21 protein-coding genes are annotated in these 23,736 nt (G+C 62.6%); 11 read left to right on the top strand and 10 right to left on the bottom strand.

Annotated features, from left to right (window positions below; all coding sequences use genetic code 11):
• Positions 1-12 precede the first annotated feature (12 nt).
• Both M5C71_RS03035 and M5C71_RS03030 read left to right on the top strand, forming a co-directional pair.
• Complete coding sequence (locus tag M5C71_RS03035) at positions 13-2,382, top strand: hypothetical protein (protein WP_103498107.1); 2,370 nt, start codon at positions 13-15, stop codon at positions 2,380-2,382.
• A gap of 400 nt (positions 2,383-2,782) precedes the next feature.
• On the top strand, positions 2,783-3,112 hold the full coding sequence (locus tag M5C71_RS03030; RefSeq protein ID WP_103498106.1) for a DHCW motif cupin fold protein: 330 nt from the start codon (positions 2,783-2,785) through the stop codon (positions 3,110-3,112).
• A gap of 154 nt (positions 3,113-3,266) precedes the next feature.
• On the opposite strand, the gene dapF is transcribed toward M5C71_RS03030, so the two are convergent.
• From dapF to M5C71_RS03010, 4 genes are all read right to left on the bottom strand, one after another.
• A complete protein-coding gene (dapF, locus tag M5C71_RS03025; protein ID WP_103499860.1) occupies positions 3,267-4,082 on the bottom strand; it encodes a diaminopimelate epimerase in 816 nt (271 codons plus the stop codon).
• Between the two features lie 20 nt (positions 4,083-4,102).
• Complete coding sequence (locus M5C71_RS03020; protein WP_103499859.1) at positions 4,103-4,552, bottom strand: hypothetical protein; 450 nt, start codon at positions 4,550-4,552, stop codon at positions 4,103-4,105.
• A 213-nt stretch (positions 4,553-4,765) separates the two neighbouring features.
• Entirely contained in the window at positions 4,766-5,833 is a 1,068-nt protein-coding gene (locus tag M5C71_RS03015; RefSeq protein ID WP_103499861.1) for an NAD(P)-dependent alcohol dehydrogenase, read from the bottom strand.
• Between the two features lie 133 nt (positions 5,834-5,966).
• Positions 5,967-6,632 (bottom strand): O-methyltransferase, encoded by a 666-nt coding sequence (locus M5C71_RS03010; RefSeq protein ID WP_248767162.1) that lies wholly within the window; start codon positions 6,630-6,632, stop codon positions 5,967-5,969.
• A gap of 81 nt (positions 6,633-6,713) precedes the next feature.
• Here M5C71_RS03010 and M5C71_RS03005 point away from each other — a divergent pair, with 81 nt between their 5' ends.
• Positions 6,714-7,346: a TetR family transcriptional regulator gene (locus M5C71_RS03005; RefSeq protein WP_103499447.1), complete on the top strand. Its 633-nt coding sequence runs from the start codon at positions 6,714-6,716 to the stop codon at positions 7,344-7,346.
• Between the two features lie 14 nt (positions 7,347-7,360).
• On the opposite strand, the gene M5C71_RS03000 is transcribed toward M5C71_RS03005, so the two are convergent.
• The gene (locus M5C71_RS03000) at positions 7,361-8,893 is read right to left on the bottom strand and encodes an MFS transporter (RefSeq protein WP_103499446.1); all 1,533 of its coding nucleotides are present in this window, start codon (positions 8,891-8,893) and stop codon (positions 7,361-7,363) included.
• 180 nt (positions 8,894-9,073) lie between these two features.
• On the opposite strand from M5C71_RS03000, the gene M5C71_RS02995 reads away from it, so the two are divergent.
• The gene (locus M5C71_RS02995) at positions 9,074-10,045 is read left to right on the top strand and encodes a LysR family transcriptional regulator (protein ID WP_103499445.1); all 972 of its coding nucleotides are present in this window, start codon (positions 9,074-9,076) and stop codon (positions 10,043-10,045) included.
• Between the two features lie 16 nt (positions 10,046-10,061).
• Here M5C71_RS02995 and M5C71_RS02990 read toward each other — a convergent pair whose 3' ends face one another.
• Positions 10,062-10,475 carry a MarR family transcriptional regulator gene (locus M5C71_RS02990; protein ID WP_103499444.1) on the bottom strand — a complete coding sequence of 138 codons (414 nt, stop codon included), beginning with the start codon at positions 10,473-10,475 and terminating at the stop codon, positions 10,062-10,064.
• A gap of 350 nt (positions 10,476-10,825) precedes the next feature.
• On the opposite strand from M5C71_RS02990, the gene M5C71_RS02985 reads away from it, so the two are divergent.
• The 5 genes from M5C71_RS02985 (at position 10,826) to M5C71_RS02965 (ending at position 17,885) form a co-directional block, all read left to right on the top strand.
• Positions 10,826-14,014: an efflux RND transporter permease subunit gene (locus M5C71_RS02985; RefSeq protein WP_247263192.1), complete on the top strand. Its 3,189-nt coding sequence runs from the start codon at positions 10,826-10,828 to the stop codon at positions 14,012-14,014.
• A 1-nt stretch (position 14,015) separates the two neighbouring features.
• Positions 14,016-15,188, top strand: a complete 1,173-nt coding sequence (locus M5C71_RS02980) for an efflux RND transporter periplasmic adaptor subunit (RefSeq protein WP_103496129.1) — start codon at positions 14,016-14,018, stop codon at positions 15,186-15,188.
• Positions 15,181-16,668 carry an efflux transporter outer membrane subunit gene (locus tag M5C71_RS02975; protein ID WP_248767161.1) on the top strand — a complete coding sequence of 496 codons (1,488 nt, stop codon included), beginning with the start codon at positions 15,181-15,183 and terminating at the stop codon, positions 16,666-16,668. The genes M5C71_RS02980 and M5C71_RS02975 overlap by 8 nt, the downstream gene beginning before the upstream one ends.
• Before the next feature lie 20 nt (positions 16,669-16,688).
• Positions 16,689-17,567: a glutathione-dependent disulfide-bond oxidoreductase gene (yghU, locus tag M5C71_RS02970; protein WP_103496127.1), complete on the top strand. Its 879-nt coding sequence runs from the start codon at positions 16,689-16,691 to the stop codon at positions 17,565-17,567.
• 132 nt (positions 17,568-17,699) lie between these two features.
• On the top strand, positions 17,700-17,885 hold the full coding sequence (locus M5C71_RS02965) for a ribbon-helix-helix protein, CopG family (RefSeq protein WP_103496126.1): 186 nt from the start codon (positions 17,700-17,702) through the stop codon (positions 17,883-17,885).
• A 30-nt stretch (positions 17,886-17,915) separates the two neighbouring features.
• Here M5C71_RS02965 and M5C71_RS02960 read toward each other — a convergent pair whose 3' ends face one another.
• The 3 genes from M5C71_RS02960 to M5C71_RS02950 all read right to left on the bottom strand — a co-directional run bounded on the left by M5C71_RS02960 (position 17,916) and on the right by M5C71_RS02950 (position 20,748).
• The gene (locus tag M5C71_RS02960; RefSeq protein ID WP_103496125.1) at positions 17,916-19,562 is read right to left on the bottom strand and encodes a SulP family inorganic anion transporter; all 1,647 of its coding nucleotides are present in this window, start codon (positions 19,560-19,562) and stop codon (positions 17,916-17,918) included.
• Positions 19,563-19,678: 116 nt separating this feature from the next.
• Positions 19,679-19,945: a hypothetical protein gene (locus M5C71_RS02955; RefSeq protein ID WP_103496124.1), complete on the bottom strand. Its 267-nt coding sequence runs from the start codon at positions 19,943-19,945 to the stop codon at positions 19,679-19,681.
• Between the two features lie 5 nt (positions 19,946-19,950).
• On the bottom strand, positions 19,951-20,748 hold the full coding sequence (locus tag M5C71_RS02950; protein ID WP_103496123.1) for a thioredoxin family protein: 798 nt from the start codon (positions 20,746-20,748) through the stop codon (positions 19,951-19,953).
• Positions 20,749-20,870: 122 nt separating this feature from the next.
• Here M5C71_RS02950 and M5C71_RS02945 point away from each other — a divergent pair, with 122 nt between their 5' ends.
• Both M5C71_RS02945 and M5C71_RS02940 read left to right on the top strand, forming a co-directional pair.
• Positions 20,871-22,091 carry a helix-turn-helix domain-containing protein gene (locus M5C71_RS02945; RefSeq protein WP_103496122.1) on the top strand — a complete coding sequence of 407 codons (1,221 nt, stop codon included), beginning with the start codon at positions 20,871-20,873 and terminating at the stop codon, positions 22,089-22,091.
• Between the two features lie 9 nt (positions 22,092-22,100).
• A complete protein-coding gene (locus M5C71_RS02940; RefSeq protein WP_248767160.1) occupies positions 22,101-22,733 on the top strand; it encodes a PQQ-binding-like beta-propeller repeat protein in 633 nt (210 codons plus the stop codon).
• 114 nt (positions 22,734-22,847) lie between these two features.
• Here the strand turns inward: M5C71_RS02940 and M5C71_RS02935 are convergent, their stop codons facing one another.
• Positions 22,848-23,615, bottom strand: coding sequence for a DeoR/GlpR family DNA-binding transcription regulator (locus M5C71_RS02935; RefSeq protein ID WP_152738713.1), 768 nt, complete (start codon positions 23,613-23,615; stop codon positions 22,848-22,850).
• Between the last annotated feature and the right edge of the window lie 121 nt (positions 23,616-23,736).

Here is a 23,736-nt window from a genome sequence, read left to right as displayed (position 1 = left end):
ACGAGGTGTCATGTGAGTCATCAGTTCGATCCCCGCGAAGCCGGGCACTATATTGCCCCGCAAGGCCTGTATGAACGCAACAAGCAACGCCCGTTCCTGGGGGCGATCAGCTGTGATCGGCAGACCCTGGTGGCCGGCCAATGGGACGAGATCACCCTGGTCTACGAGGTCGGTGGCAGCGGGCTGGCGGACGGTGCCTGGTTGAAGCTGGCGTTCAAGTTCTACTCCGACTGGGCGTTGTTCCAGACCTCGAACCCGGCCGGTCCCAACTACGTCAGTGCCGAATATCAGGCCGGTGAATTGGTGCCGGGGCAGAGCCAGGCCACGGTGCAGCACCTCAAGGTGCGCTTTGACCAGAAGGGCCATGAGCGGCCGTTCCAGAAAGCCGTGATCATCGATATCGTCGACGGCTACCTCAATCCTGGCGACCGTATCGTCATCCGCCTTGGTGACCGACGCCAGGGCGGCGCGGGTACGCGGGTGCAGAGTTTCGTCGAGAAGGACTTCCGTTTCCGCTTGTTTATCGACCCGCTGGGCAGCTCGAAGTTTGCCGAAGTGCCGGGTGATCCGTTGCTGGATATCGTCCCGGGACCGGCGCAAAGCGTGCAACTGATCGTGCCGCGGCTGATCAGCGCGGGTGAAGCGTTCGACGTGCTGCTGCGGGTCGACGATGCCTGGGGCAATACCTGTCGCCAGCTGCCACTGGAAGGGCTATTGACCCTGACCGGTCCTGAAGGCGAACAGCGGCAACAGCCGTTCCGCCTGGCGGCCGAAGGTTGGGCGATTGCCCGGCTTGAGGGGTTGAAGTTCGGCGCGGTAGGCGAGTGGCGCTTGTCAGCGGAGGTGCAGGGGGCGTTTGTGCGCGGGGCCCGGGCCTTTGTGACGGTCGACCCGGCGGGTACGGCATTGCGTCCGCTCTATGCGGACCTGCATGTGCATTCCGACGACACCGTGGGCACCAATGACACCTTGTACAACCTCAGTTATGGCCGTGACGTCGCCGGGCTCGATGTGCTTGGTTATACCGCCAACGACTTCAATATCACCGAGCAGCGCTGGGACCAGGCGGTCAAGTTGATCCACGAGCTCAATGAGCCGGGTCGCTTTGTCTGCTATCCCGGGACCGAATGGTGCGGCAATTCCTGCGCCGGCGGTGACCGCAATGTGGTGTTCCTGCACGGTCGAAAGCCGGAGTTTCCTTTCGACAACCAGGGGCGATTGGTTCGTTCCTTCGAATGGAACGAGTTTACCGCCGGGACCATCAAGCCCGGCGCCTGGCCGGTGGACGAGCTGTATGCCGCCTATGCCAAGGACCCCGAAGGCCATCTGATGATGCCGCACGTGGGTGGGCGTCGTTGCAACCTGGATTGGCATCATCCGGAGCTGGAACGTCTGATTGAAGTGGGCTCGGCGTGGGGGCAGTTCCATTGGGTCTACGCCGAAGCCTTGCAACGTGGATATCGGGTGGGAGCTGCCGCCAACAGCGATGAACACCAGGGCCGTTGCGGTGGCGGTGTACCAGCCACGGCGGTGTTCGGTTCCCGTGGCGGGCTGACCGGGGTGGTTGCCGACAGCTTTGACCGTGACAGCGTCGGCAAGGCATTGCGTGCCCGTCGGACCTTTGCCACCACCGGCGAGCGCTCGTTCGCCAGCCTGCGCGAGGGTGCGCACTTTATGGGTGAAGTGTTCACTGCACGGGCGGATGCGAGCCTGGATTATCGCTTGCTGGGGGAGGCGGGTTGGGAGCAGGTCGAGTTGTTCGACGGCGAGCAGCGGGTCTGGTCGCGCAACCTGCATGAGGAACTGGGTTTCTCGGGGCACGGCATTCGCCTGCGGTTGGGGGGTGCACGGATCAAGGACCGTTATCGCGGTGCCTACTGGACGGGTGAGATCCGGGTCACCGGCGCGGTGATCAAGGGCTTCCGCGCATTGGGTCTCGATCATCCCGAACAGACCGTGTGGCGCAAGGATGCAACGACACTGGCGTTTCGCACCGATACCAATGGTGATACCGACAGCATCGAGATCGACCTGTCGCAACTGGCGGGGGCGACCTTGCAGATTCACAGCCGTATCGATAATTACATCAAGGTCGGCGACCCGTCCGAGCCACAACCTTATGTGCATGCGCCGACGGTGCTGATGGAGTTGTCCGGTGAGCAACTGCTGGCCCAGGGGCAGGTAATCGAGGAACTGCCGGGGGCGGAGTTGAAGGTCTCCCTGGAGCGGACCACCGATGCGTTGTTGCCGCGAGAGGTACAAGGGCGGATCGAGCTGGCGGCGTTGCAGCTGGAAGCGGGGCGCGAGCATCCGTTGTTCATCTGCGCACGGCAGCGGGATCAGTCGAGGGTCTGGACTTCGGCGTTGTTTTTGACGGTGTAGGCCGACCAGGAAGCGCAGGGCGCCAACCGTCCAGGGCTGGCGCCTTGGGTTGAAACAGGCTATCTGTTTGGGCATCGCGAGGATGCTGGACTCAGGAGCAGATGATGGCCAATACACCGGATAACGATGAAGCCCTGGAGGTCCAGCGGATGTGTGAGGTTGCGCAGTTGTACTTGAAGAGAACCCTGACACCCCGGGAGGTTGAAGAGATCGTCGCTTTTGTGGCGGCTAAAAGGGCGCGGACGGAAAGTCGCCAGAAGGGATGATGAATGAGTCTTTACAGGTTTCGTGTCTCGTCAGTATTCGAGGTGCGTATGCCTGCGATCCTGTTCATCTGTATCTATCTGGCGCCCTGGTGGCTTGATAGAGTTTGAGGCTCTTCTCGGCAAGGAACTGCTCCATGGACCTGACTGCTATCCCCTTCGGTACGACTGATTGGTCGACTATCGAGCCCGTCGCCCATCCGGGCCAGACAGGCACCGCCTATTGGCGGACTTGTCAGTTTGGCGCTACCCGTGTGCGGATGGTCGAGTACAGTCCCGGATACCTGGCCGACCACTGGTGCTGGAGAGGGCATATCCTCTTGTGCCTGGAGGGCGAGCTGGAGACCGAACTGGAAGATGGCCGTCGGTTCATCCTGTCTGCGGGGATGAGCTATCAGGTCGGCAACAATAACGAGGGGCATCGCTCATCCACTACCAGCGGGGCCAAGTTGTTTATTGTGGACTGAGCACGTCGTTTAATATGACGGCGGTTATTTCCTTAAGAAATTACATGGCCTAGAAATGTGGGAGCTTGACCGTCCTTTGAAATGACTTTCAAAAAAAGCTCAAGACAGTTGCTTCCACAGGTATTGTGTTTGCCCCTATGATCAGTAGAGGGACCTAGGTTTGCAGAAAATGGCTCGCAATGGTTCCGGAGCAAATCGGTTCAACCGATCCGGTCAGGACCACGCCGCCGACGCCATCCCATTTCACCCGCACCGTTCCACCGTCACATTCCACCTCGACGGCATTGTCCAGAAGGCCACGACGAATCCCGCCCACGACCGCCCCGCAGCAGCAGGAACCCGAGCCCAGGGCGATACCGCCGCCACGTTCCCAGATGCGTAAACGGATATGGCCACGGTCGATGACCTGGACGAAATGCACATTGGTCTTCTTGGGGAAAAACGCATCGGTTTCGACCGTGGGGCCAAAAGCCGCCACGTCGACCGCTGCCAGATCCTCGACAAAGAAGGTGCAGTGCGGATTGCCCATGCTGCAAGCCGTGGGGCTTCCGGGCAGCGGCAAGCGGTTGGTGTCGACCTCTTCGGCAAGCGGGATCGACTGCCAATCGAGCGAAGGTTTGCCCATGTCCACCGACACCCGCTGATCCGACTCGCGGACACAGGTCAGCAAGCCGCGGTCGGTCCTGAGCAGAACCGAAGTGCTATTCGCCTCACGCATCAACATATCCGCCACGCCACGGGTTGCACTGCCGCAGGTTTCGAGCCTGGAACCATCCGCGTTCCAGAACAGCAAGCGTGCCGCCGCCTCTTCGAAGTCGAGTACCACGGCCAACTGATTGAAACCGATGCCTCGATTCCGATCACCGAGGCGACGAGCCACCTCGGGAGTGATCGGATCGACTTTGCCGCGCAGGTCGACAATAACGAAATCGTCGCCGTGGGCATGCATCTTTACGAAGTTCAGCGTCATACGGGGCCTGTTTTTCCGCCTTATTTTATCTTGGGCATATCCAGTATGGATCTGATAAAGGCGTCGTCGGCGTTGGCCAGGAGTTCAGACACGTACCACTGGCCTTGGACTTGCCTGAAACCGATATGAATACCGATTAATTGCCCGTCATCGCGTTCGATCAGATAGGCTCTGTTTTCAAACACTTCACCTTTGGTCTCTTTGGGGGTCAAGTGTATTTTGTATATTTCATGTTTCCCGAGCCAGGCGGAAAGTGTGTTCTGGCTTTTGGAGATGAGATCCTTCTCCTTGGTTTGCCACTTGTCAAAGTGTCCGGAAAAAGCCTTGCTCCAGCAATCCGAGGCCAACTTGTTTTCAATGCACTGACTGTATTGGTTCTCGAACTCGTCTTTGTAGGCAATGGCGTCGTTGGCGTAGGCGGAACTTGCAGTTGCCAGGAGGGACAGGCAAAAAACAGCTTTCTTGAACATTCTGATCTCATCTTGAATTTAGGGATTTGCCTTTCGGTTCAACCCTGTCTTGCTTAGCCACCGGCATTCGCTTTCGCTCTTGCAGCCACCGATGGATCACGCGTCGTGCTCCTACAGTACCTCACCAGGTTCAGGAGTGGATAGTCGGCTTCGGAAGCCCGCGATGACAGCGCGCCCGGCGCTGTCATCGCGGTGCCGGGGGGAAGGGCTCGATCAGGCCGCGTTGGCTTCTTTCTTCAGGCTCTTGATGTCAATCACGAAACGGTATTTGACGTCGCCCTTGAGCATGCGGCCATAGGCTTCGTTGATGTCCTGGATATCGATCATCTCGATATCCGAGACCAGTCCGTGCTTGGCGCAGAAGTCCAGCATGTCCTGGGTTTCCTGGATGCCGCCGATCAGGGAGCCGGCGAGGCTGCGGCGCTTGAAGATCAGGTTGAACACCGAAGGCGAAGGGTGCGGACTGTCAGGGGCGCCGACCAGGGTCATGGTGCCGTCGCGCCTGAGCAGGGCGAGGAAGGCGTCCAGGTCGTGGGGCGCGGCCACGGTGTTGAGGATGAAGTCCAGGGTGTTGGCGAACGCGGCCATTTCATCCGCGTTCTTCGACACCACCACTTCATCGGCACCCAGGCGCAGGCCGTCTTCACGCTTGTTCGGCGAGGTGGTGAACAGCACCACATGCGCGCCCATGGCATGGGCGATTTTCACCGCCATGTGCCCCAGGCCGCCGAGACCGACCACCCCGACTTTTTTGCCAGGACCGACTTTCCAGTGGTGCAGCGGCGAATAGGTGGTGATGCCGGCACACAGCAGCGGCGCGACGGCTGCCAGATTGGCTTCACCGTGGGAAATGCGCAGGACGAACTTTTCCTTGACGACGATATTGTCCGAATAACCGCCATAGGTGTTTTCACCGCCGAACACCGGGCCGTTGTAGGTGCCGGTGAAGCCACTCTCGCAATATTGCTCTTCACCTTCGACGCAGGATGCACAGTGCTGGCAGCTGTCGACCATGCAGCCGACACCGGCCAGGTCGCCGACCTTGAATTTGCTGACATTGGCACCGATTGCGGTAACCCGGCCGACAATTTCATGCCCCGGTACCGACGGGTACAAGGTGTTGTGCCATTCATTACGCGCGGTGTGCAGGTCGGAGTGGCAGACGCCGCAGTAGAGGATCTCGATCTGCACATCGTCGGCGCCGGGAGCGCGACGTTCGAAGGTGAAAGGCTTGAGTGAATCCTTGGGATTTTGGGCCGCGTAGCTATACGTCTTGGTCATGGCGTCGTCACCTTGGGTTTCATGGGGCAGGAAATAACTTGACCAGCATAGCCACTGAATCGTTCAAGCGGATGACGATCCTGAGACAGGGGGACAAGCCGGTCTATCCGTGTCCGCAAGCCCCCCGGTTGGTTCAGCCCTGCCACATGGACAGTTCGACGTCTTCGGCGAACGGCGTGGACAGGTAACCCTCGGCAGGATTGCGCACCCGTGCCAGGTACTCGGGGCTATGGTCGGCATTGTCGGCGATGATCAGCGCGCCAGGCCGCAGGCGGCTCTGCAGCAGGCCGAGGATCTCGGGGTAGAGCGCCTTGGCACCGTCGAGCAGGACCAGGTCGATGCTTTCCGGGAGGTCGACACTGAGGGTTTGCAAGGCATCGCCCTCGCGGATATCCACCAGGTCGAGCAGCCCGCCGAGCGCCAGGTTGTTCCGTGCCCGTAGCACCTTGGATGGCTCGAATTCGCTGGTGATCAAGCGGCCGCCGCCATTGTCCCGCAGGGCGGCGGCGAGGTGCAGGGTCGAGAGGCCGAACGAGGTGCCGAATTCGACAATGGTCCGTGCCGTGCAACTGCGCGCCAGCATATACAGGAGTGTCCCGGTCTCTCGCGAGACCGCCAGGGGAAAATCCTTCAGGCGGGTATAGAACTCGAGGTAGTCAGTCTTGCTGCACATCAGGCGCACGCGCTCTTCTTCCGAGATATTGCCGGCGGCGGCGACGAGGGTTGGCCAGGTTTCATCGGCCTCGGCGAACAGGCGGTCGAGCAGGGGCGCGAGGGGGGCTTGGGTCAGGGTTTTCATGGGGTTTTCCAAGTGGGGTCGGTGAGGGTTTATAATGCGAATAAACCTTCATGTTTTCTATTCGCATTGCGAGCCTTGCCCATGACCGATCACCCAAGTACGCGGATTACCTCACGCAAACAGCCCAAGCAGGCTCGTTCCAATGACCTGGTCGATTCGATTCTGCAAGCGGCTATTCAGGTTTTGGCGAAGGAGGGCATGCGCCGCTTTACCACCACGCGGGTGGCCGAACGGGCCGGGGTCAGCGTCGGTTCGGTGTATCAGTATTTTCCGAACAAGGCGGCGATCCTCTTTCGCCTGCAGAGCGATGAGTGGCGCGAGACCAGCGAGATGCTGCGCGGCATCCTTGAAGACACCCGTAATCCGCCGCTGGAACGGTTGCGTCTGCTGGTTCACGTCTTTATCCGCTCCGAATGCGATGAGGCCGAGGTGCGCGTGGCACTGGATGACGCCGCGCCGTTTTATCGCGATGCACCCGAGGCGCAGGAGGTAAGGGCGGCGGGCAAACAGGCTGTCGAAGTGTTCATGCGCGAGGTACTGCCCGAGGCCTCGGACGCGACCCGGGCCGTGGCCGGCGATCTGATCAAGGTGACGCTCAGTTCGGTGGGCAAGCAGTTTTCGGAAAGCCCACGGACCCCGGCGCAGATCGAAACCTATGCGGATGCCATGGCCGACATGTTTTGCGCCTACCTGCGAGGCCTCGGACACTGTTGACAGCCCTCGTCGGATCAGGCCGCCTGATCCAGCACCTGGTCATCCCGTTCGGTATCGCTGTTATTCTCGACCGAGCTCCGGTCGAGAAACAGAAACACCACGGCGGCCGTCAGCACGGTGATAGCCGTCAGTACCCACAGCAAGGTGCTGAACGCGGCACTGTAGCCCTCGGCCAATGCCGCGCGTCCGGCGGCGGGCAGCAATTGCATGGCGCCGGCAAGATCGCCGGTGGCCAGATGCTGTGCGGCGCCGACGATATCGGGTGTCGCCGTGCCGCCGAGGTGGCTGGCGGTGAAGGCCGACAGCAGCGCCATGACGACGGCAATGGCCACCCCTTCACCGGCCACCCGGGTGGTGCTGAAAATACCGGTGGCCATGCCGGCGCGCTCCTTGGGCACCACGCTGACCGCCATGCCATCCATCAAGCCCCAGGGCAGGCTGATGCCGACACCGATGACGAACATGGGCCAGGCCAGCGCGGTGGTACTGCTGCCCACCGGTACATGGCCCAGCCAGAACAGCCCGGCGGCACACACCAGCAAGCCACTGCCGCACAAGGTCGAGGGCGACAGCCAGCGAGTCAGGTAGCCTGCGACAATCGGCAATACCAACAGTGGCGCCGACAACGCCACCAGCAACCAGCCGGCGGCGACCTCGCTCATGCCTTCGATGCCGACGAAGCGGATTGGCAGCAGGATCAGCAGCACGACGAAGGAATAGGCCGGTGCGGCCGCCAGCAACTGCACGCCGACGAAGCGCGGGAAGCGGAACAGCGTCAGGTCGAGCATCGGCTGGGCGACCCGCTGTTCGATGATGACGAAGGCGGCGAAGGACAGCAGCGCGACGGCGAACAACCCGAGCACCAGCGGATCGGCCCAACCGCTTTCCGGCGCCTTGAGGATGGCAAAGGTGAAGATCCCCAGCGCCCAGGTGAAGGTGATCGCACCGGGCCAATCGATACCGGCCGCCTCGGGGTTGCGCGACTCGTTCATATAGCGCGTGGCCAGGATCAGTGAAATCGCCGCCAGCAAGGTGATCAGCAGGAAGATCACCTGCCAGCCGAACGCCTCGATCATCGCGCCGGCGGCCACGGGGCCGAAGGCCAGGCCGATACCGAAGCTGGTTCCGACGAAACTGAACGCCCGGATGCGTCCCTGGCCTTCGAAGACTTGGGCCAGGGCGGCCATGCCACTGGAGAAGGCGGCCGCGGCGGCCAGTCCCTGGGCTGCGCGCAGGACGTCGAACAGCGTCAGGCTCGGGGCGAAGGGCAAGGCCGCGGCGAGCAGGGCAAAAGCGCTGACGCCGCCGATAAAGACTTTCTTGCGGCCATAATTGTCCGCCAGCGCGCCGGCCAGCATCAGGCAACTGCCGAAGGTCAGCATAAAGGCGTTGGTGACCCAGTTCAGTTCCATCGGCGAACCGCCGAAGGTGCGGCCGATGGCAGGCAGGGCCACGGCCGCCGCGGTGAAGTTGAAGGGCATGGTGATGGCCGTGATGCAGACGGCCAGCAGTATCAGCCTCTGTTGAAGCAAGAGTGGAGTGGGCATCTTGAGAGATCCTTGTAGCGGGCGGGTGTATCTGCCCTGGGTAAGCGAGACGACGGCCGCGATTTGCTGGTTTGTCCGGGCTGTCGGAACATGCAAGGATTTTAATGAGCGGGTAATCTGGCAAAAAGCGGTAAAAATTCCGCCCATATCGGAATAAAAGGATCGAATAGGAGGCGGCAGGTGGATCGACTGAGTGGCTTGATGGCCTTTATCCGCACGGCCGAACTGGGCAGTTTCGTCGCGGCGGGCAGGGCGTTGGGGCTGTCGGCTTCGGCCGTCGGCAAGGGCGTGACCCGGCTTGAACAGCAGTTGGGCGTGCGGCTGTTTCAACGCTCGACCCGCAGCCTCAGCCTGACCGACGAGGGCCGGGTGTTCCAGGAGCGTTGCCGGCGCATCCTCGATGACCTCGACGACGCCCAGGCGACCTTGTCGCAGTCCACGGAAATCCCCCGTGGGCGCTTGCGCATCAGCATGCCGGCGGCCAGCTATCATCTGTTCCAGTCGGTACTGACGGCGTTCATGGCGCTATATCCCGATATCGAACTGGACCTCGACTTCAGCGACAAACTGGTGGATGTGATCGAGGAAGGCGTGGACATCGCCATTCGCAGCGGCGAACTGCCGGACTCGCGGCTGATGAGCCGACCGTTGCCGGGCGTGCAACCAGTGCTGTGCGCTGCGCCGGCTTATCTGGAACGCCATGGCACGCCGCAGACCCCGGCTGAACTGGACGATCACCTGGCGGTGCGTTTTCGCTATTTCAAGAATGGCAAGCTGCTGGACTTTCCGTTGATGCGCGAGGAGGGCGCGCGGGAGCCACGGACCCGCACGGTGATGATCAGCAACAATATGGAAATGGTGCTTGCGGCACTGGTCAAGGGCTTTGGCCTGGGGACCATCCCGGACTTCCTCGCCCGCGAGGCCCTGGCCGACGGTTCGTTGCGCTGCCTGCTGCATGGCTATCTGATCCCTCCGGACAGCATGAGCATCGTCTGGCCTTCGAGCCGCCAGCTGTCGCGCAAGATTCGCGTCTTCGTGGACTTCATGTGCGAGCGGCTGGAGCAGGAGGCGGTGCAGTTGCGTGCGACCCTCGCGCAGGAGTGTCTCTATGCCCGCAGGAGCGAGAGCCCGCTGGCTCGCGAGGGTGGTTGAGCGCTGATCCTGGGCGTCAATCGCTTTCCAGCAATGAGCGGGCGAAGTCATCCGAGGCTATAAAATCCAGGGTCTTGCGCAGTTGCAGGGATTCCTCTGCACCGAATGCCTGCTCGAAACGGCACGACATCCGCTGGGAGATCTGCCGGGCTTCTTCGTATTTGCGCTGGCCTTCCTCGGTCAGCAGCACGCGCCGGCTGCGCCGGTCGAGCTCGTCCACCTGCAACACCACCAACCCGTCGCGCACCAGCGGCTTGAGGGTATGGCCGAGTGCGGAAAGGTCCATCACCAGGGACTGGGCCAGGTCACGCATTTTCGGCCGGTCGGCGCGGGCGATATGCGACAGCAGGGAATACTGGGTAGCTTTCAGGCCGCAGGCTGCGAACGCTTCGTCATAGATTTGTCCCAGGCGCCGGGACGCACGGCGCACAGCACCGTTCGCGCAACTGCTGGTCTGGGGGCTGTCAAGACTGGGTGGCGCACATTTCAAGGACTGATCACTCTCTAATGCAAAGGTCGAGCCAGTAATTATGCCTGTGACCGCCTCGAGAACAAGGTTTTTTCAGGTCATGGCCGAAAACGGCCTATCTGACAAGAAATATACTTGCGTATGCCTCTAAGATCTATATCGTGGCATATACCTCTTTATGACCTGGATGTCAGGGCAATTTGCCCGGGTGGAAAAGGCGACAGGGCAGAAGCAGGGCGCTACGGCCAGCGTCCCTCTCGCCTGCATCACGTACCTTCTTCCGTGTTCAATCCCCTGTCTGGATCACACCTATGCTGAGCCTTGTGCGCATTGCATTACGGCGCCCCTACACCTTCCTGGTGTTGGCTATCTTCATCCTGATCGTCGGGCCGCTGGCCGCCTGGCGTACGCCGACCGATATCTTTCCGGAAATCCGCATCCCCGTGATTGCCGTGATCTGGCAGTACACCGGGTTGCCACCGGATCAGATGGCCGGCCGTATCACCTCGCCCTTCGAGCGGGTCCTGACCACCACGGTCAACGACATCCGCCATATCGAGGCGCAGTCGCTGAACGGTTTCGGCATCGTCAAGGTGTACTTCCAGCCGGGGGTCAATATCAGCACCGCGAACGCGCAACTGACCTCGGTGTCCCAGGCGATCCTGCGCAACCTGCCACCCGGTACCGTGCCGCCCTTGATTCTCAATTACAGCGCCTCGACGGTCCCTATCGTGCAACTGGCGTTATCGGGTAACGGGCTCAGCGAACAGAAGCTCGGCGACCTGGGGCTCAATACCGTACGCCTGTTGCTCACTTCGGTGGCCGGTGCGGCCGTGCCTTATCCGTTCGGCGGTAAAACCCGCCAGGTGCAGATCGACCTCGATTCAGCGCGGATGCAGGCCCGCGGGCTTTCGGCCCAGGACGTCGCCACCGCCCTGGCGACGCAGAACGTGATCACCCCGGTGGGCACGCAAAAGATCGGCAGCTACGAATATATGCTGCAACTGAACAACGCGCCTTCGGACTTCCGCGACCTGGAAAACCTGCCGATCAAGACCGCAGACGGTACCACGGTATTGATTCGTGACGTGGCGACGGTGCGCGACGGCAACCCGCCGCAGACCAATATCGTCCACGTCAACGGCAACCGCTCGGTGTTGATCCCGGTGCTCAAGACCGGTTCGGCCTCGACCCTGGGGGTGATCGCCGGGATCAAGGACAAGCTGGCCGAATCCAAGGCGGCCTTGCCGCCGAACCTGAATATCGACCTGATCGGCGACCAGTCGCTGTTCGTCCGTGCGGCCATCAGCGGTGTAGCTCGCGAAGGGATCATTGCCGCGGCACTGACCAGCCTGATGATCCTGCTGTTCCTCGGCAGCTGGCGTTCGACGGTGATTATCGCCGTGTCGATTCCGCTGGCGATCCTGTCCTCGATTGCCACCCTGTCGATGCTCGGCGAGACCCTCAACATCATGACCCTGGGCGGGCTCGCGCTGGCGGTGGGGATCCTGGTGGACGATGCCACGGTGACCATCGAGAACATCAACTGGCATCTGGAGCACGGCAAGCCGGTGGAGACGGCGATACTCGATGGCGCCGCGCAGATCGTCACGCCGGCGTTTGTCTCGCTACTGTGTATCTGTATCGTATTCGTACCGATGTTCTTCCTCGACGGGGTTGCGCGTTTCCTGTTCGTGCCGATGGCCGAAGCGGTGATCTTCGCCATGATCGCCTCGTTCATCCTCTCGCGGACCCTGGTTCCGACCCTCGCCAACTACCTGCTCAAACCCCATGTACATGGGGATGACGGGAAGCCCCATGTAGCGCCGTCGAACAATCCGCTGGTGAAGTTCCAGCGCGGCTTCGAGGCGGCTTTCGAGACCTTTCGCGGGCATTACCACGCAGCCCTGGAAGGTGCCTTGCAGCATCGGCGTACGGTCGTGGTGGCGATGCTGGCCTTTGTCGTGGCCTCGTTCGCCCTGGTGCCGTTCCTGGGGCGCAACTTTTTTCCCGAGGTCGACTCCGGGCAGATCCTGCTGCACGTGCGCGCTCCGGTGGGCACACGGGTGGAGAGCACCGCGCAGCTGATTGCCGAGATCGAGAAGTCGGTCCGCACGATAATCGAGCCCGAGCAACTGGCCGCGCTGGTGGACAATATCGGCTTGCCCATCAGCGGTATCAACACCGCCTACAACAACACCGGGACCGTGGGCTCCCAGGACAGCGATATCCAGATCAGCCTGAAAGAGGGACATCGGCCAACCGCCGAGTACATAAAGGAACTGCGCGAGACCCTGCCCCGTGAGTTCCCCAATGCGGTGTTCTCGTTCCCGGCCTCGGACATTGTCGGGCAGATCCTCAACTTCGGCTCTTCGGCGCCGATCGACCTGCAGATCAGCGGTAACAACCTGGCGGCCAACTTCACCTATGCCAGCAGCCTGCTGCGTGATATCCGCCGGGTCCCCGGCGTGGTGGATGCGCGTCTTCAGCAGTCGCAGCAACTGCCGACCTTCAAGATCGATGTCGACCGGACCCGGGCGCAACTGGTCGGCCTGACCGAGCGTGACGTCACCAACAGCCTGGTGGTCAACCTCGCCGGTTCCAGCCAGGTGGCGCCGACGTTCTGGCTCAACACGGCCAACGGCGTGTCCTACCCGATCGTCCTGCAGACACCGCAATACAGCCTCGACAGCCTGGCAGCCCTGCACAACCTGCCGTTGACGGGTAACGCCAGCGCCGCCGCGGACCAGACCCTCGGCGCCCTGGCGTCGATCGAGCGCAGCCATAGCAATTCGGTGGTGACCCAGTCGGATATCCAGTCGGTGGTGGAGATCCTGACCTCGATCCAGGGCCGTGACCTGGGCGGGGTGTCCGCGGATATCCAGAAGATCATCGCGGCCCATGCCAGCGACATCCCCACCGGTTCGAAAGTACAGTTGCAGGGCCAGGTGCAGACCATGAACTCGGCCTTCAACGGCCTGCTGTTCGGCTTGCTCGGCGCGGTGGTGCTGATCTACCTGCTGATCGTGGTCAACTTCCAGTCCTGGAGCGATCCGTTCGTGATTATCACCGCCTTGCCGGCGGCCCTGGCCGGGATTGTCTGGATGCTCTTCGTGACCCACACGCCGCTGTCGGTGCCGGCCCTGACGGGGGCGATCATGTGCATGGGCGTGGCCACCGCCAACGCCATCCTGGTGGTGAGTTTCTGTCGCGAACGCCTGGCCGAACACGGCGATCCGCTCAAGGCCGCCCTGGAAGCCGGTTTTACCCGTCTGCGCCCGGTGCTGATGACGGCCATCGCGATGATTATCGGCATGGCGCCGATGGCCCTGGGCCTGGGGGAGGGCGGTGAGCAGAACGCACCGCTGGGCCGCGCCGTGATCGGCGGCCTGGGCTTCGCCACCATCGCCACGCTGTTCCTGGTTCCACTGATTTTCAGTCTTGTCCATGGGCGCGATGCGCGCGCCGCATCGCCTGCCATTGCTGCTCAAGGGGTCTGACATGTCCACCGATACCACCGTACCCAATCCGCCCCCTCGCACACGCTCACGCCGTGGTTTGATCGCTCTTGTGTTGGGACTGGCGTTGCTGGTCGCCGTCGTGGTGCTGGGCATCAGCGTGCGGGCCAACGAGTCGCGGGAGCTGAAAACCTGGACCAACGCCCAGGCGCTGCCCAGCGTCAACCTGATCACCCCGGGCGTCCAGCCCCAGGGGCCGGTCCTCAATCTGCCCGGGCGGATGGAGGCGTATTCGCGGGCCTCGATCTTTGCCCGGGTCAACGGTTACCTCAAGTCCTGGAAGGTCGATATCGGGGCCCACGTCAAGGCCGGGCAACTGCTCGCCGAGATCGATACCCCCGAGCTCGACCAGCAACTGCTACAGGCCCGTGCCAACCTGGCCTCGGCCCAGGCCAATGCCACGCTGGCGCAAACCACGGCCAAGCGCTGGCAGGCGATGCTGGCGTCCGATTCGGTGTCGCGCCAGGATGTCGATGAGCGCACCGGCGACCTGGCGGCGAAACTGGCCAACGTCAAATCGGCCCAGGCCAGTGTCGAGCAGTTGGTCGCGACCAAGGGCTTCCAGCGCCTGACGGCACCCTTCGACGGCGTGGTCACCGCGCGCTCCACCGATGTCGGCGCCCTGATCAGCGCCGGTGGCAGCGCCGGGCGGGAGTTGTTTGCCGTTTCGGATGTCAGCCGCCTGCGGGTCTATGTGCAAGTGCCGCAGACCTTCTCGCCGCAGATCCGCATCGGCACCACGGCCCGGCTCACGGTGCCCGAGTACCGCAAGGAGTCGTTCAACGCCCGGGTGATCGCCACCGCCGACGCGGTGACGGCGGCTTCCGGCAGCACCCTGGTGCAACTGCTGGTGGACAACCCCGGCGGTCGCCTGTTGCCGGGTGGCTACACCAGCGTGCAGTTCGACCTGCCGGTCCAGGCCGATGTGCTGCGCCTGCCGGCCAGTGCCCTGGTGTTCGATGAGCACGGCATGCGGGTCGCGACCCTCGACAAGAACGATCATGTGCTGTTCAAGACCATCAGCATCGCCCGCGACTTCGGCGATACGGTGGAAATCGGCAGCGGCCTGGACGCCGGCGACCGGGTGATCGACACGCCGCCCGATGGCCTGGGCGACAACGATGCGGTGCGGGTGGAGGCCAAGCCCCATGGCTAAGCGCAGCCTGCTGTGGCCATTGGGCCTGTACCTGATCGCCAGCCTTGGCCTGGGCGCCTGCTCGCTGGCGCCGGAGCTGAAAGTGCCGAAGACCCCGGAGCCCGGGCAGTTCCATACCCAGGGCCCGTGGACGCTGGCCACGCCCGACGATCAGGCCAGCCGGGAAGGCTGGTGGCGGATCTACAAGGACCCGCAACTGGATGCGATGCAGCAGCAGTTGCTGGTCAACAACCCGGACCTGAGTGCTGCCTTGGCGCATTATGTCCAGGCCAGGGCGTTCGTCGACCAGACCCGCTCCGGGTTGTTTCCCAAGGTCGAGGCGATCGGCAATGGCCAGCGTATACGCCAGTCGGATACGCGCCCGTTGCGCTCGGCCACGTCGCCGAATGTCTACGACTCGGCAACGCTGGGTATCGAGGTCGACTATGAAGTCGACCTCTGGGGCCGCGTGCGCGACACGGTCGCGGCCGGTGTCAGCGAAGCCCAGGCGTCACAGGCCGACCTGGCCTCGGTACGCTTGAGTCTGCAGGCCCAGTTGACGGACAACTACATCCACCTGCGCGGCCTCGACTGGCAGAACCAGTTGCTGAGCGAAACCCGCGATGCCTATACCAAGGCGTTGAGCCTGACCGAGGGGCTGCACAGTGGTGGGATCGTCTCCGGCCTGGATGTGGCGCGGGCCCGTACCCAGTTGTCGTCGGTCAAGTCGCAGTTGAGCCAGAACCGGGTCCAGCGGGCGCTGATCGAGCATGCAATTGCCGCGATGCTGGGGGAGTCGGCGTCGACCTATGCCATTGCCTCGAACACCGCGCCGATTGCCTTGCCCAGTGTGCCCACGGGCCTGCCTTCGACGCTGTTGCAACGGCGTCCTGACATCGCCGCCGCCGAACGTCGGATCGCCGCTGCCAACGCCCGTATCGGCGTGGCCAAGGCCGCCTGGTTCCCGGCGATTACCCTGAGCGCCCAAGGGGGCTATCAGAGTGACGAGTTCGCCAACCTGCTGACGGCCCCGAACCTGTTCTGGGCGATTGGCCCTTCGCTGGTGGCGACCCTGTTCGACGGTGGTGCGCGCCAGGCCCAGGTGGATATCGCCAAGGCGGCCACCGATGAAGCGGCGGCCAAGTACCGTAGCGTGGTGCTCGGTGCCTTCGAACAGGTCGAAAACAACCTTTCGACCATCGCCGGGCTCGACAACGCACTGGTCGATCAGCGAGACGCAGCGGCGGCCGCACAGTATTCCGAAGACCTGTCCCTGGCCCGCTACCGTCAGGGAGCCGTGGCTTACCTGGATGTGGTGACGGCGCAGGTCGCCTCGCTGGAAGCGCGGCGTTCGGTGCTGGAACTGCAGACCCAGCAGTTGAGCGCCAATGTCGGCCTGATCAAGGCGCTGGGCGGTGGTTGGAACATCACGCAGTTGAACGGCAAGCCCGAGGTTGCAGTCAATCAGGCTGCAGCAGGCAGCACCACGGCACCTCATTGAACCCAAGGAGTCTATCGAGCATGACGAACCCATCGGAGTATCTGCCACCCAAGGTCTGGACCTGGCACACCGAGAATGGCGGGAAATTCGCCAATATCAACCGGCCGATTGCCGGTGCGACCCACGACCAGGACCTGCCGGTCGGACGTCACCCGCTGCAGCTGTATTCCCTGGCCACGCCCAATGGCCAGAAGGTCACCATCCTGCTCGAAGAGCTGCTGGCCCTCGGTCACTCAGGGGCGGAATACGATGCCTGGTTGATCCATATTGGTGAAGGCCAGCAGTTCGGCAGTGGTTTTGTCAGGGTGAATCCGAACTCGAAGATTCCGGCACTGATGGATTACAGCGGTACAAAACCGATCCGCGTCTTCGAGTCGGGGGCCATCTTGCAGTACCTCGCCGAGAAGTTCGGCGCGTTCTTCCCGACCGATCCCGCGGCCCGGGCCGAATGCCTGTCCTGGCTGTTCTGGCAGATGGGCAGCGCGCCGTACCTGGGCGGTGGTTTTGGGCATTTCTATGCTTATGCGCCGACCAAGATCGAATATGCGATCGACCGTTTTGCCATGGAAACCAAGCGTCAGCTCGATGTGCTCGACCGGCAACTGGCGGTCAGCGAATACATCGCGGGCAGCGAGTACAGCATCGCCGACATGGCGATCTGGCCCTGGTACGGTGGTCTGGTGAAAGGTCGGCTCTACGAGGCGGCGGAATTTCTTTCGGTGCAGGATTACCGGCATGTCCAGCGTTGGGCCGATGCTATCGACGCACGGCCCGCCGTGCAGCGTGGGCGCATGGTCAACCGGGTGTCCGGGGAGCTCTCCGGGCAGTTGCGCGAGCGCCACGATGCCAGCGATTTCGCTACCCGCACCCAGGACAAGCTGGCTGTTGCGAGCGAGTAACCCTGTCGATAGCGGCGTCTAAGCAAGATGATGAGGTGGCGTGCGCTGGCCGCCCGGGTGAGGACGTGACAAGCTGGAGCGTGCTTATTATAATTTGATTATCATAAGCCGCTTCAGAGTGTCGGTATCTCCATGGAAAGCAAGACTGCACGCTTGACCGTACTCATTGACCCGGTCAAGAAAAAGGCCCTTGAGGAGCTTTGCGCTGCCCAGGACCTGACGCCGTCCCAGGTGGTCCGCCAGTTGATTCGCGACTACCTGGAAACCCACGGTGTTTCCTATTCGACCCAGAGCAAGACCGCCGGCAAGGTGCAATGACACGGCCGTTCGACGCCGGGCAGACAGGCTTTACTGCCCGGGTTCACGGGTTGCGGTCAGTGCCGAATTGAAGTCGGCATGATAGTGCCCAGGCCCCAGTGCCTGGAGTATCCCGGCCTTGCGCAGCTTGCCGAGGACTTTCTCGTTGGCTTCGCACAACTTCACGACAATGTCTCGGCCATGTAGCTGCTCGATGACTTCGAGCAGGGTCTGCAAACCCGTGATGTCCATGAAGGGCACGTGATTCAGGCGAATGATCAGGGTCCCGGGATCGGTGTGGGTCTGTGCCAGCACCCGTTCGAAGGTCTCCGCCGCCCCGAAGAACAGCGGCCCCTCGATGCCATACACCAGGACATTGGGCGGTAACTCGAGCTGGCCGTTGAGGCGCAGCTCGACCTCCAGGTCCTTGCCGACCATTTTCTGCACTTCCACCGAAGACGCCATTCGCCGCATGAATTGCAGCATGGCGAGAATGACGCCGATATTCACGGCGATGGTCAGGTCGCTGAAGACCGTCAGCAGGAAGGTGATCAGCAATATCGCGATATCGGCCCGTGGCGCCCGCTGGAGCATGCGCTTGAAGTGCTTCAGCTCGCTCATGTTGTAGGCCACGACAAACAGAATGGCCGCGAGGGCACACAGCGGGATATTCGAAGCCAATGGCGCCAGGAAGGAAATCAGCAACACCAGGGTCAGCGCATGGGCCAGGCCGGCGAGGGGGCTGTTGCCGCCGTTGCGGATATTGGTCGCCGTTCGGGCGATGGCGCCGGTCGCGGCAAAGCCGCCGAACAAGGGGCTGAACAGGTTGGCGATGCCCTGGCCGATCAATTCCTGGTTGGAGTCATGCCGGGTGCCGGCCATGCCGTCGGCGACCACCGCCGAGAGTAACGACTCGATGGCGCCCAGCATGGCGATGGCGAACGCCGGGCCGATCAATTCGATGATTCGCGGCAGGGTCACTTCCGGCAGGCTCAAGGTCGGCAACCCCTGGGGGATCCCGCCGAAGGCGCTGCCGATCGTGGCCACTCCGGGAAACTGGAAAAACGACTGCATGACGGTGGCGACCACCATCGCGACCAATGGCCCGGGCACGCGTTTCATACCGGGGAGCCTGGGCGTGAGCAATACCAGCAGCAGGCTCAGGCATGCCAGCAGGGTTGTCGCCGGGTGAAGCTGCGGCAGCGCTTGAAGCAGGTGCCAGAGCTGTTCATGAAAATGACCGGCGGCGACTTTCGGCAGGCCGAAGAAGTCTTTCCATTGTCCGACCCAGATAATCACGCCGATACCGGCGGTGAAGCCTACGATCACCGGGTCGGGGATGAACTTGATAATGGCGCCGAGCCGGGTGATCCCGAGCAGCAGCAGGATCGCCCCGGCCATGAACGTCGCTATCTGCAGGCCGTCAATGCCGTAGCGGGCGCTGATACTGGCCAGGATCACGATAAAGGCACCGGTGGGGCCGGCGATCTGTACCCGGCTGCCACCGAACAGGGACACCAGCAGGCCGCCGACAATGGCGGTGTAGATGCCTTGTTCGGGCTTGACCCCCGAGGCGATGGCAAAGGCCATGGACAGCGGTAGCGCGACGATCCCCACGATGACGCCCGCGACCAGGTTGCGAGACCAGTGCTTGCGCCCCAGCAATCCGGATTTCCACGCTTCTCGTATCGCGATCATGACGCTTGCTCCACGGGGGTCATGTGCATAACATTAACATATGATGATAATAAAACAGCAATAGGATTCTGTAGTCCCCACCGATGCCGGAATCCTTGCTGTTCGCCGTCGTGGAATCAACGGGAGCGTCCGGAAAGCAGCCGTAGCCAGGGCGGTAGATGCAAGGCGCCCATGATCAGGTACATCGTCACCATGCCGTCGAGGGCAAAGGTTCCCTGCATCGACGAGCAGGCCATCTGCGTGCCCGGGCTGAGGGCCGTGAGCAGTGCCATGCCGGCGAAGGTTGGGGCCGCGGCCAGGCACATCCAGTCGGCAATGCTCAGCGCATTGCCGGCTGGCGCTCCGTTCGATCGATCTTCATTTGTTCGACTGGACAAGAGCATGCTGCTTACTCCTGATCGTATTCGTCGTGGCGGCGCCACCAGATACCCTGCTCGTTGCGGCCCTTGGGCGCGCGGTCGAGCCACTGGTACATGCCCCAGATACCGTCCAACCCACGGGCATAGCTGGAGTAGGTGTGGTAGATCTCGCCCTCTTCAAGCACGAAGGCGCTGAGACCGGGCCGTTCGCGAATGAAGGTGGCTATGTCGGTGCCGGTGGCGGCGGCGGTCCGGGCAATCGGACTTTCACTACCTTGCAACTGCCACTCCTTGACGGTCTGGCCTCTCTGTGGCCCCGCCAAAGGCGCCTCGCGCAGGTAGTTGTAGACGATGCCGCCTTCGCGCTGCTGCTCCTCGCTGAACCAGACATTGAAGTCACTGTTGAAATCGCTGCCGAACGAGCTGGCCCAGTCGAAGCTCCAGCCCATGCGCTGCTTGAACGCCTGCAGCTTGGCCAGCGGTGCCCGCGAGATGGCGGTAAAGGCGACGTCATGGTGTTCGAGATGGATAACGATGCCATTGAAACCATCGGCGATCGACGAGCAGGACGGGCAGCCGGCGCTGTAGTCAGGCCCGAACATGAAGTGATAGACAAGGAGCTGCGAGCGGCCCTTGAACAGCTCCAGCAGTGAGACGTTGCCCGCCGGGGTGTCGAAGCGGTAGGCCTTGTCGATCCGTACCCAGGGCAGTGCCTGGCGTCGCCGGGCCAGGGCGTCGCCGCGCCGGGTCAGTTCCTTTTCATCGGCTAGCAGGTCGAGTCGCGCCGCCAGCCATTCTTCGCGTGTGCCAATCTTCTGTGTGGTCATCAGGGTTCTCCATTTGCCAGTGCTCGTCGTACCATCGGTTGTGCGAGCGGTTACGGGGTGGTCGTTAACAGACTAGGACGGGCCTGGCAGATGGCGGGAGTGACAAGTGTGACGGGATGCCCATGGACGCGATGATCACGGCGGCGGCGCGGCTGCTTGCCGGCGGGGATGTCCTCGGCGCCTTGAAGCGGGTGGCCCTGCGCGACGACGGGCCCGGGCTTGCGCTGCGCGGTATTGCCATGGCGCAGTTGGGTGATCTGGTGCGTGCCAGGGCGCTGCTCAAGCTGGCAGTCCGTGCCTTCGGGCCGCAAGAGGCGGTGGCGAGGGCGCGCTGCATTGTCGCCGAAGCCGAGATTGCACTGGTCTCCCGTGACCTGGCCTGGCCGGTCAAGGCACTCGCCGACGCGCGGGCGGTTCTCGAGGGGTATGGCGATCGCTTGAATGCCGCGCATGCGCGTCATCTCGAAGCCCGGCGCCTGCTGTTGACCGGTCATCTTGGCCAGGCCGAACGTCTGCTGGACGCGCTTGAACCGAGATTGCTGGCGCCGCCCTTGAGGGCCGCTTACGAGTTGGCCTGCGCCGGGATCGCCATCCGGCGCCTGCACACGGCGGCGGCACGCGCTGCGTTGCAGCGGGCGGAAAATGCCGCCCATGAGGCGGGTATCGGCGTATTGGCGGCTGAAGTCGAAAGCGCCTCGCAGGTCCTGAAGATACCTGCGGCACGTCTGATCACGGGGGGTGAGGCGCGTTTGCTGCTGTTGGAGGAAGTCGAGCAACTGTTTGCCTCCGCGGCGTTGGTGGTGGATGCCTGCCGCTACGCTGTGGTTGAAGGTCACACCCAGGTATCGCTGACGACGCGACCGGTCCTGTTCGCGTTGCTCCGTGCCCTCGCCGAGAGCTGGCCGGGTGCGGTCTCGCGGCAGGTGCTGATCGCCCGGGCATTTCGCGGCAAGGAGGCCGATGAATCGCACCGGGTCCGGCTGCGGGTCGAAATAGGACGGTTGCGGGGTGAGATTCGCGGGTTCGCGCAGGTGAGGGCGACCGGCGAGGGCTTTGTGCTCATGCCGCGACAGGCCCATGAGGTGGTTATCCTGGCACCGCCTGTCGAGGAGCGGCATGGTTCGCTGCTCGCCCTTTTGGCCGATGGTGAAGCGTGGTCGAGTTCGGCCCTGGCGATTGCGTTGGGGAGCAGCCCGCGCACGGTGCAGCGGGCGCTCGAAGCCCTGGCGACGACAGGCAGGGTGCAAGCTTTCGGTCGTGGGCCGGCCTGCCGCTGGACGCTCCCGTCCGTGCCGGGGTTCCCGTCAACGTTGTTACTCCCGGGGCCGCTGGACAGCGACTAGACTGAGCTCATGAAAAACTCTCAAGCTGAAATTCTTCGTGAATACGGGCCTTTTCCAGGGGCCGACTCGGTTGCGGGCGTGACCTATGACGGCCAGCACGTCTGGTTTGCCTCGGGTGACAGGCTCAATGCCCTTGACCCGGAAACCGGGGCGGTGGTGCGCTCGATCGATGTCGCCGCGCAGGCCGGCACCGCGTTTGATGGCCGGTACCTGTTCCAGATTGCCGAGGGGCGCATCCGCAAGATCGATCCGAAGACCGGCGAGGTGCTTTCGAGCATACCGGCCCCCGGCGATGGCGGTGACTCCGGGTTGGCATGGGCCGAGGGAACGCTCTGGGTCGGGCAGCATCGGGGGCGTCGGATTCATCAGGTCGATCCCGAAACCGGGGCGGTTCTGCGCATTATCGAATCGAAGCGTTTCGTCACGGGGGTGACCTGGGTTGATGGCGAGCTTTGGCACGGTACCTGGGAAGACGACAAGAGCGATGTTCGGCGGGTGAATCCGCAGACGGGCGCGCTGCTGGAGCGGATCGATATGCCGGCTGGCGTGGGGGTGTCGGGGCTTGAGTCCGATGGCCAGGATCGGTTTTTTTGTGGTGGCGGAAACAGTGGGAAGATCCGGGCTGTCCGTCGACCCCGATAAACAGAAGGTTGCCAGCGAGGCCGGTGGTGCCTGTTTGGGCACCATCGCTGGCAAGCTCGCCGGCCGCTGGTAGGGCAGCCTGGCTGCTTTCAAACGTGCGCGAAACCTGGGCCCTCAGGCCAGGATGATTTCCTTGAGCCGGGCCTTCAGTGCCTCGAACGCCACTTCTTCGCTGGCCCGCTGATTGGTCACCAGCACATCGATGCGTTCCGGCGGGCAGAAGCTGATACGGCTCTGTACGCCGAGCTTGCTGTAGTCGGCAAGGATCACCACCCGTTCGGCGTGCTCGGCCATGGCCCGGGCCACCTCGCTTTCGCGGTGATCGTAGTTGCTGGCGCCGTGGTGGGCGTCCACGCCTACCGGCGAGAGCAGCGCGAGGTCGGCGCGATAGCGACCGATTTCCGCCACCGTGGTTGCGCCCACCGTGGCCGGTGAACGGTCACCGAGGGAACCGCCGAGGATGATCACTTCGTTATGCAGGCTGCCCGGTGCGCTGCCGCGCAGGTGCAGCGCGACGTTGAACGCGTTGGTAATCACCGTCAGCCCACCCAGCTTGGCCAGTTCCTGGGCAAGAATTTCAGTGGTGGTGCCAGCGTCGATAAAGATCGTCTGCCCATGGCTGAGCAAACCCACCGCGGCACGGGCCAGGTCACGCTTGAACTTGACGTTGATATGCGCGCGCTCGGCTATCGGCGCCTCGTCCTCGACCATGATCGCGCCACCGTGGATGCGTTTCAGCTCGCCCAGGGCTTCCAGCGCCACCAGATCACGCCGCACTGTTTCGCGGGAAACATTCAGTTCCGTGACGATGCGGTCGGTGGTCACGCGCTGCAAGGTTGCCAGCAGTGCACGAATCCGCTGGTAACGCTCTTCTTGCCACATACCTCATGTCCTTGCTGTTGGGATCAGTATCCGAGCACGCATTGTGGGAGACGGGACAGCGCTGTCAAGTCGGCGGCCCATCACCATCGGTGAGAAAGTGTCGATGTGCCATAAATGTGTA

Origin of the sequence: Pseudomonas sp. MWU12-2345, assembly GCF_023242385.1 — a bacterium.
GTDB lineage: Bacteria > Pseudomonadota > Gammaproteobacteria > Pseudomonadales > Pseudomonadaceae > Aquipseudomonas > Aquipseudomonas gingeri_D.
The sequence above is the reverse complement of the archived record's forward strand: the minus strand, read 5'-3'. Positions and strand labels throughout refer to the sequence as shown.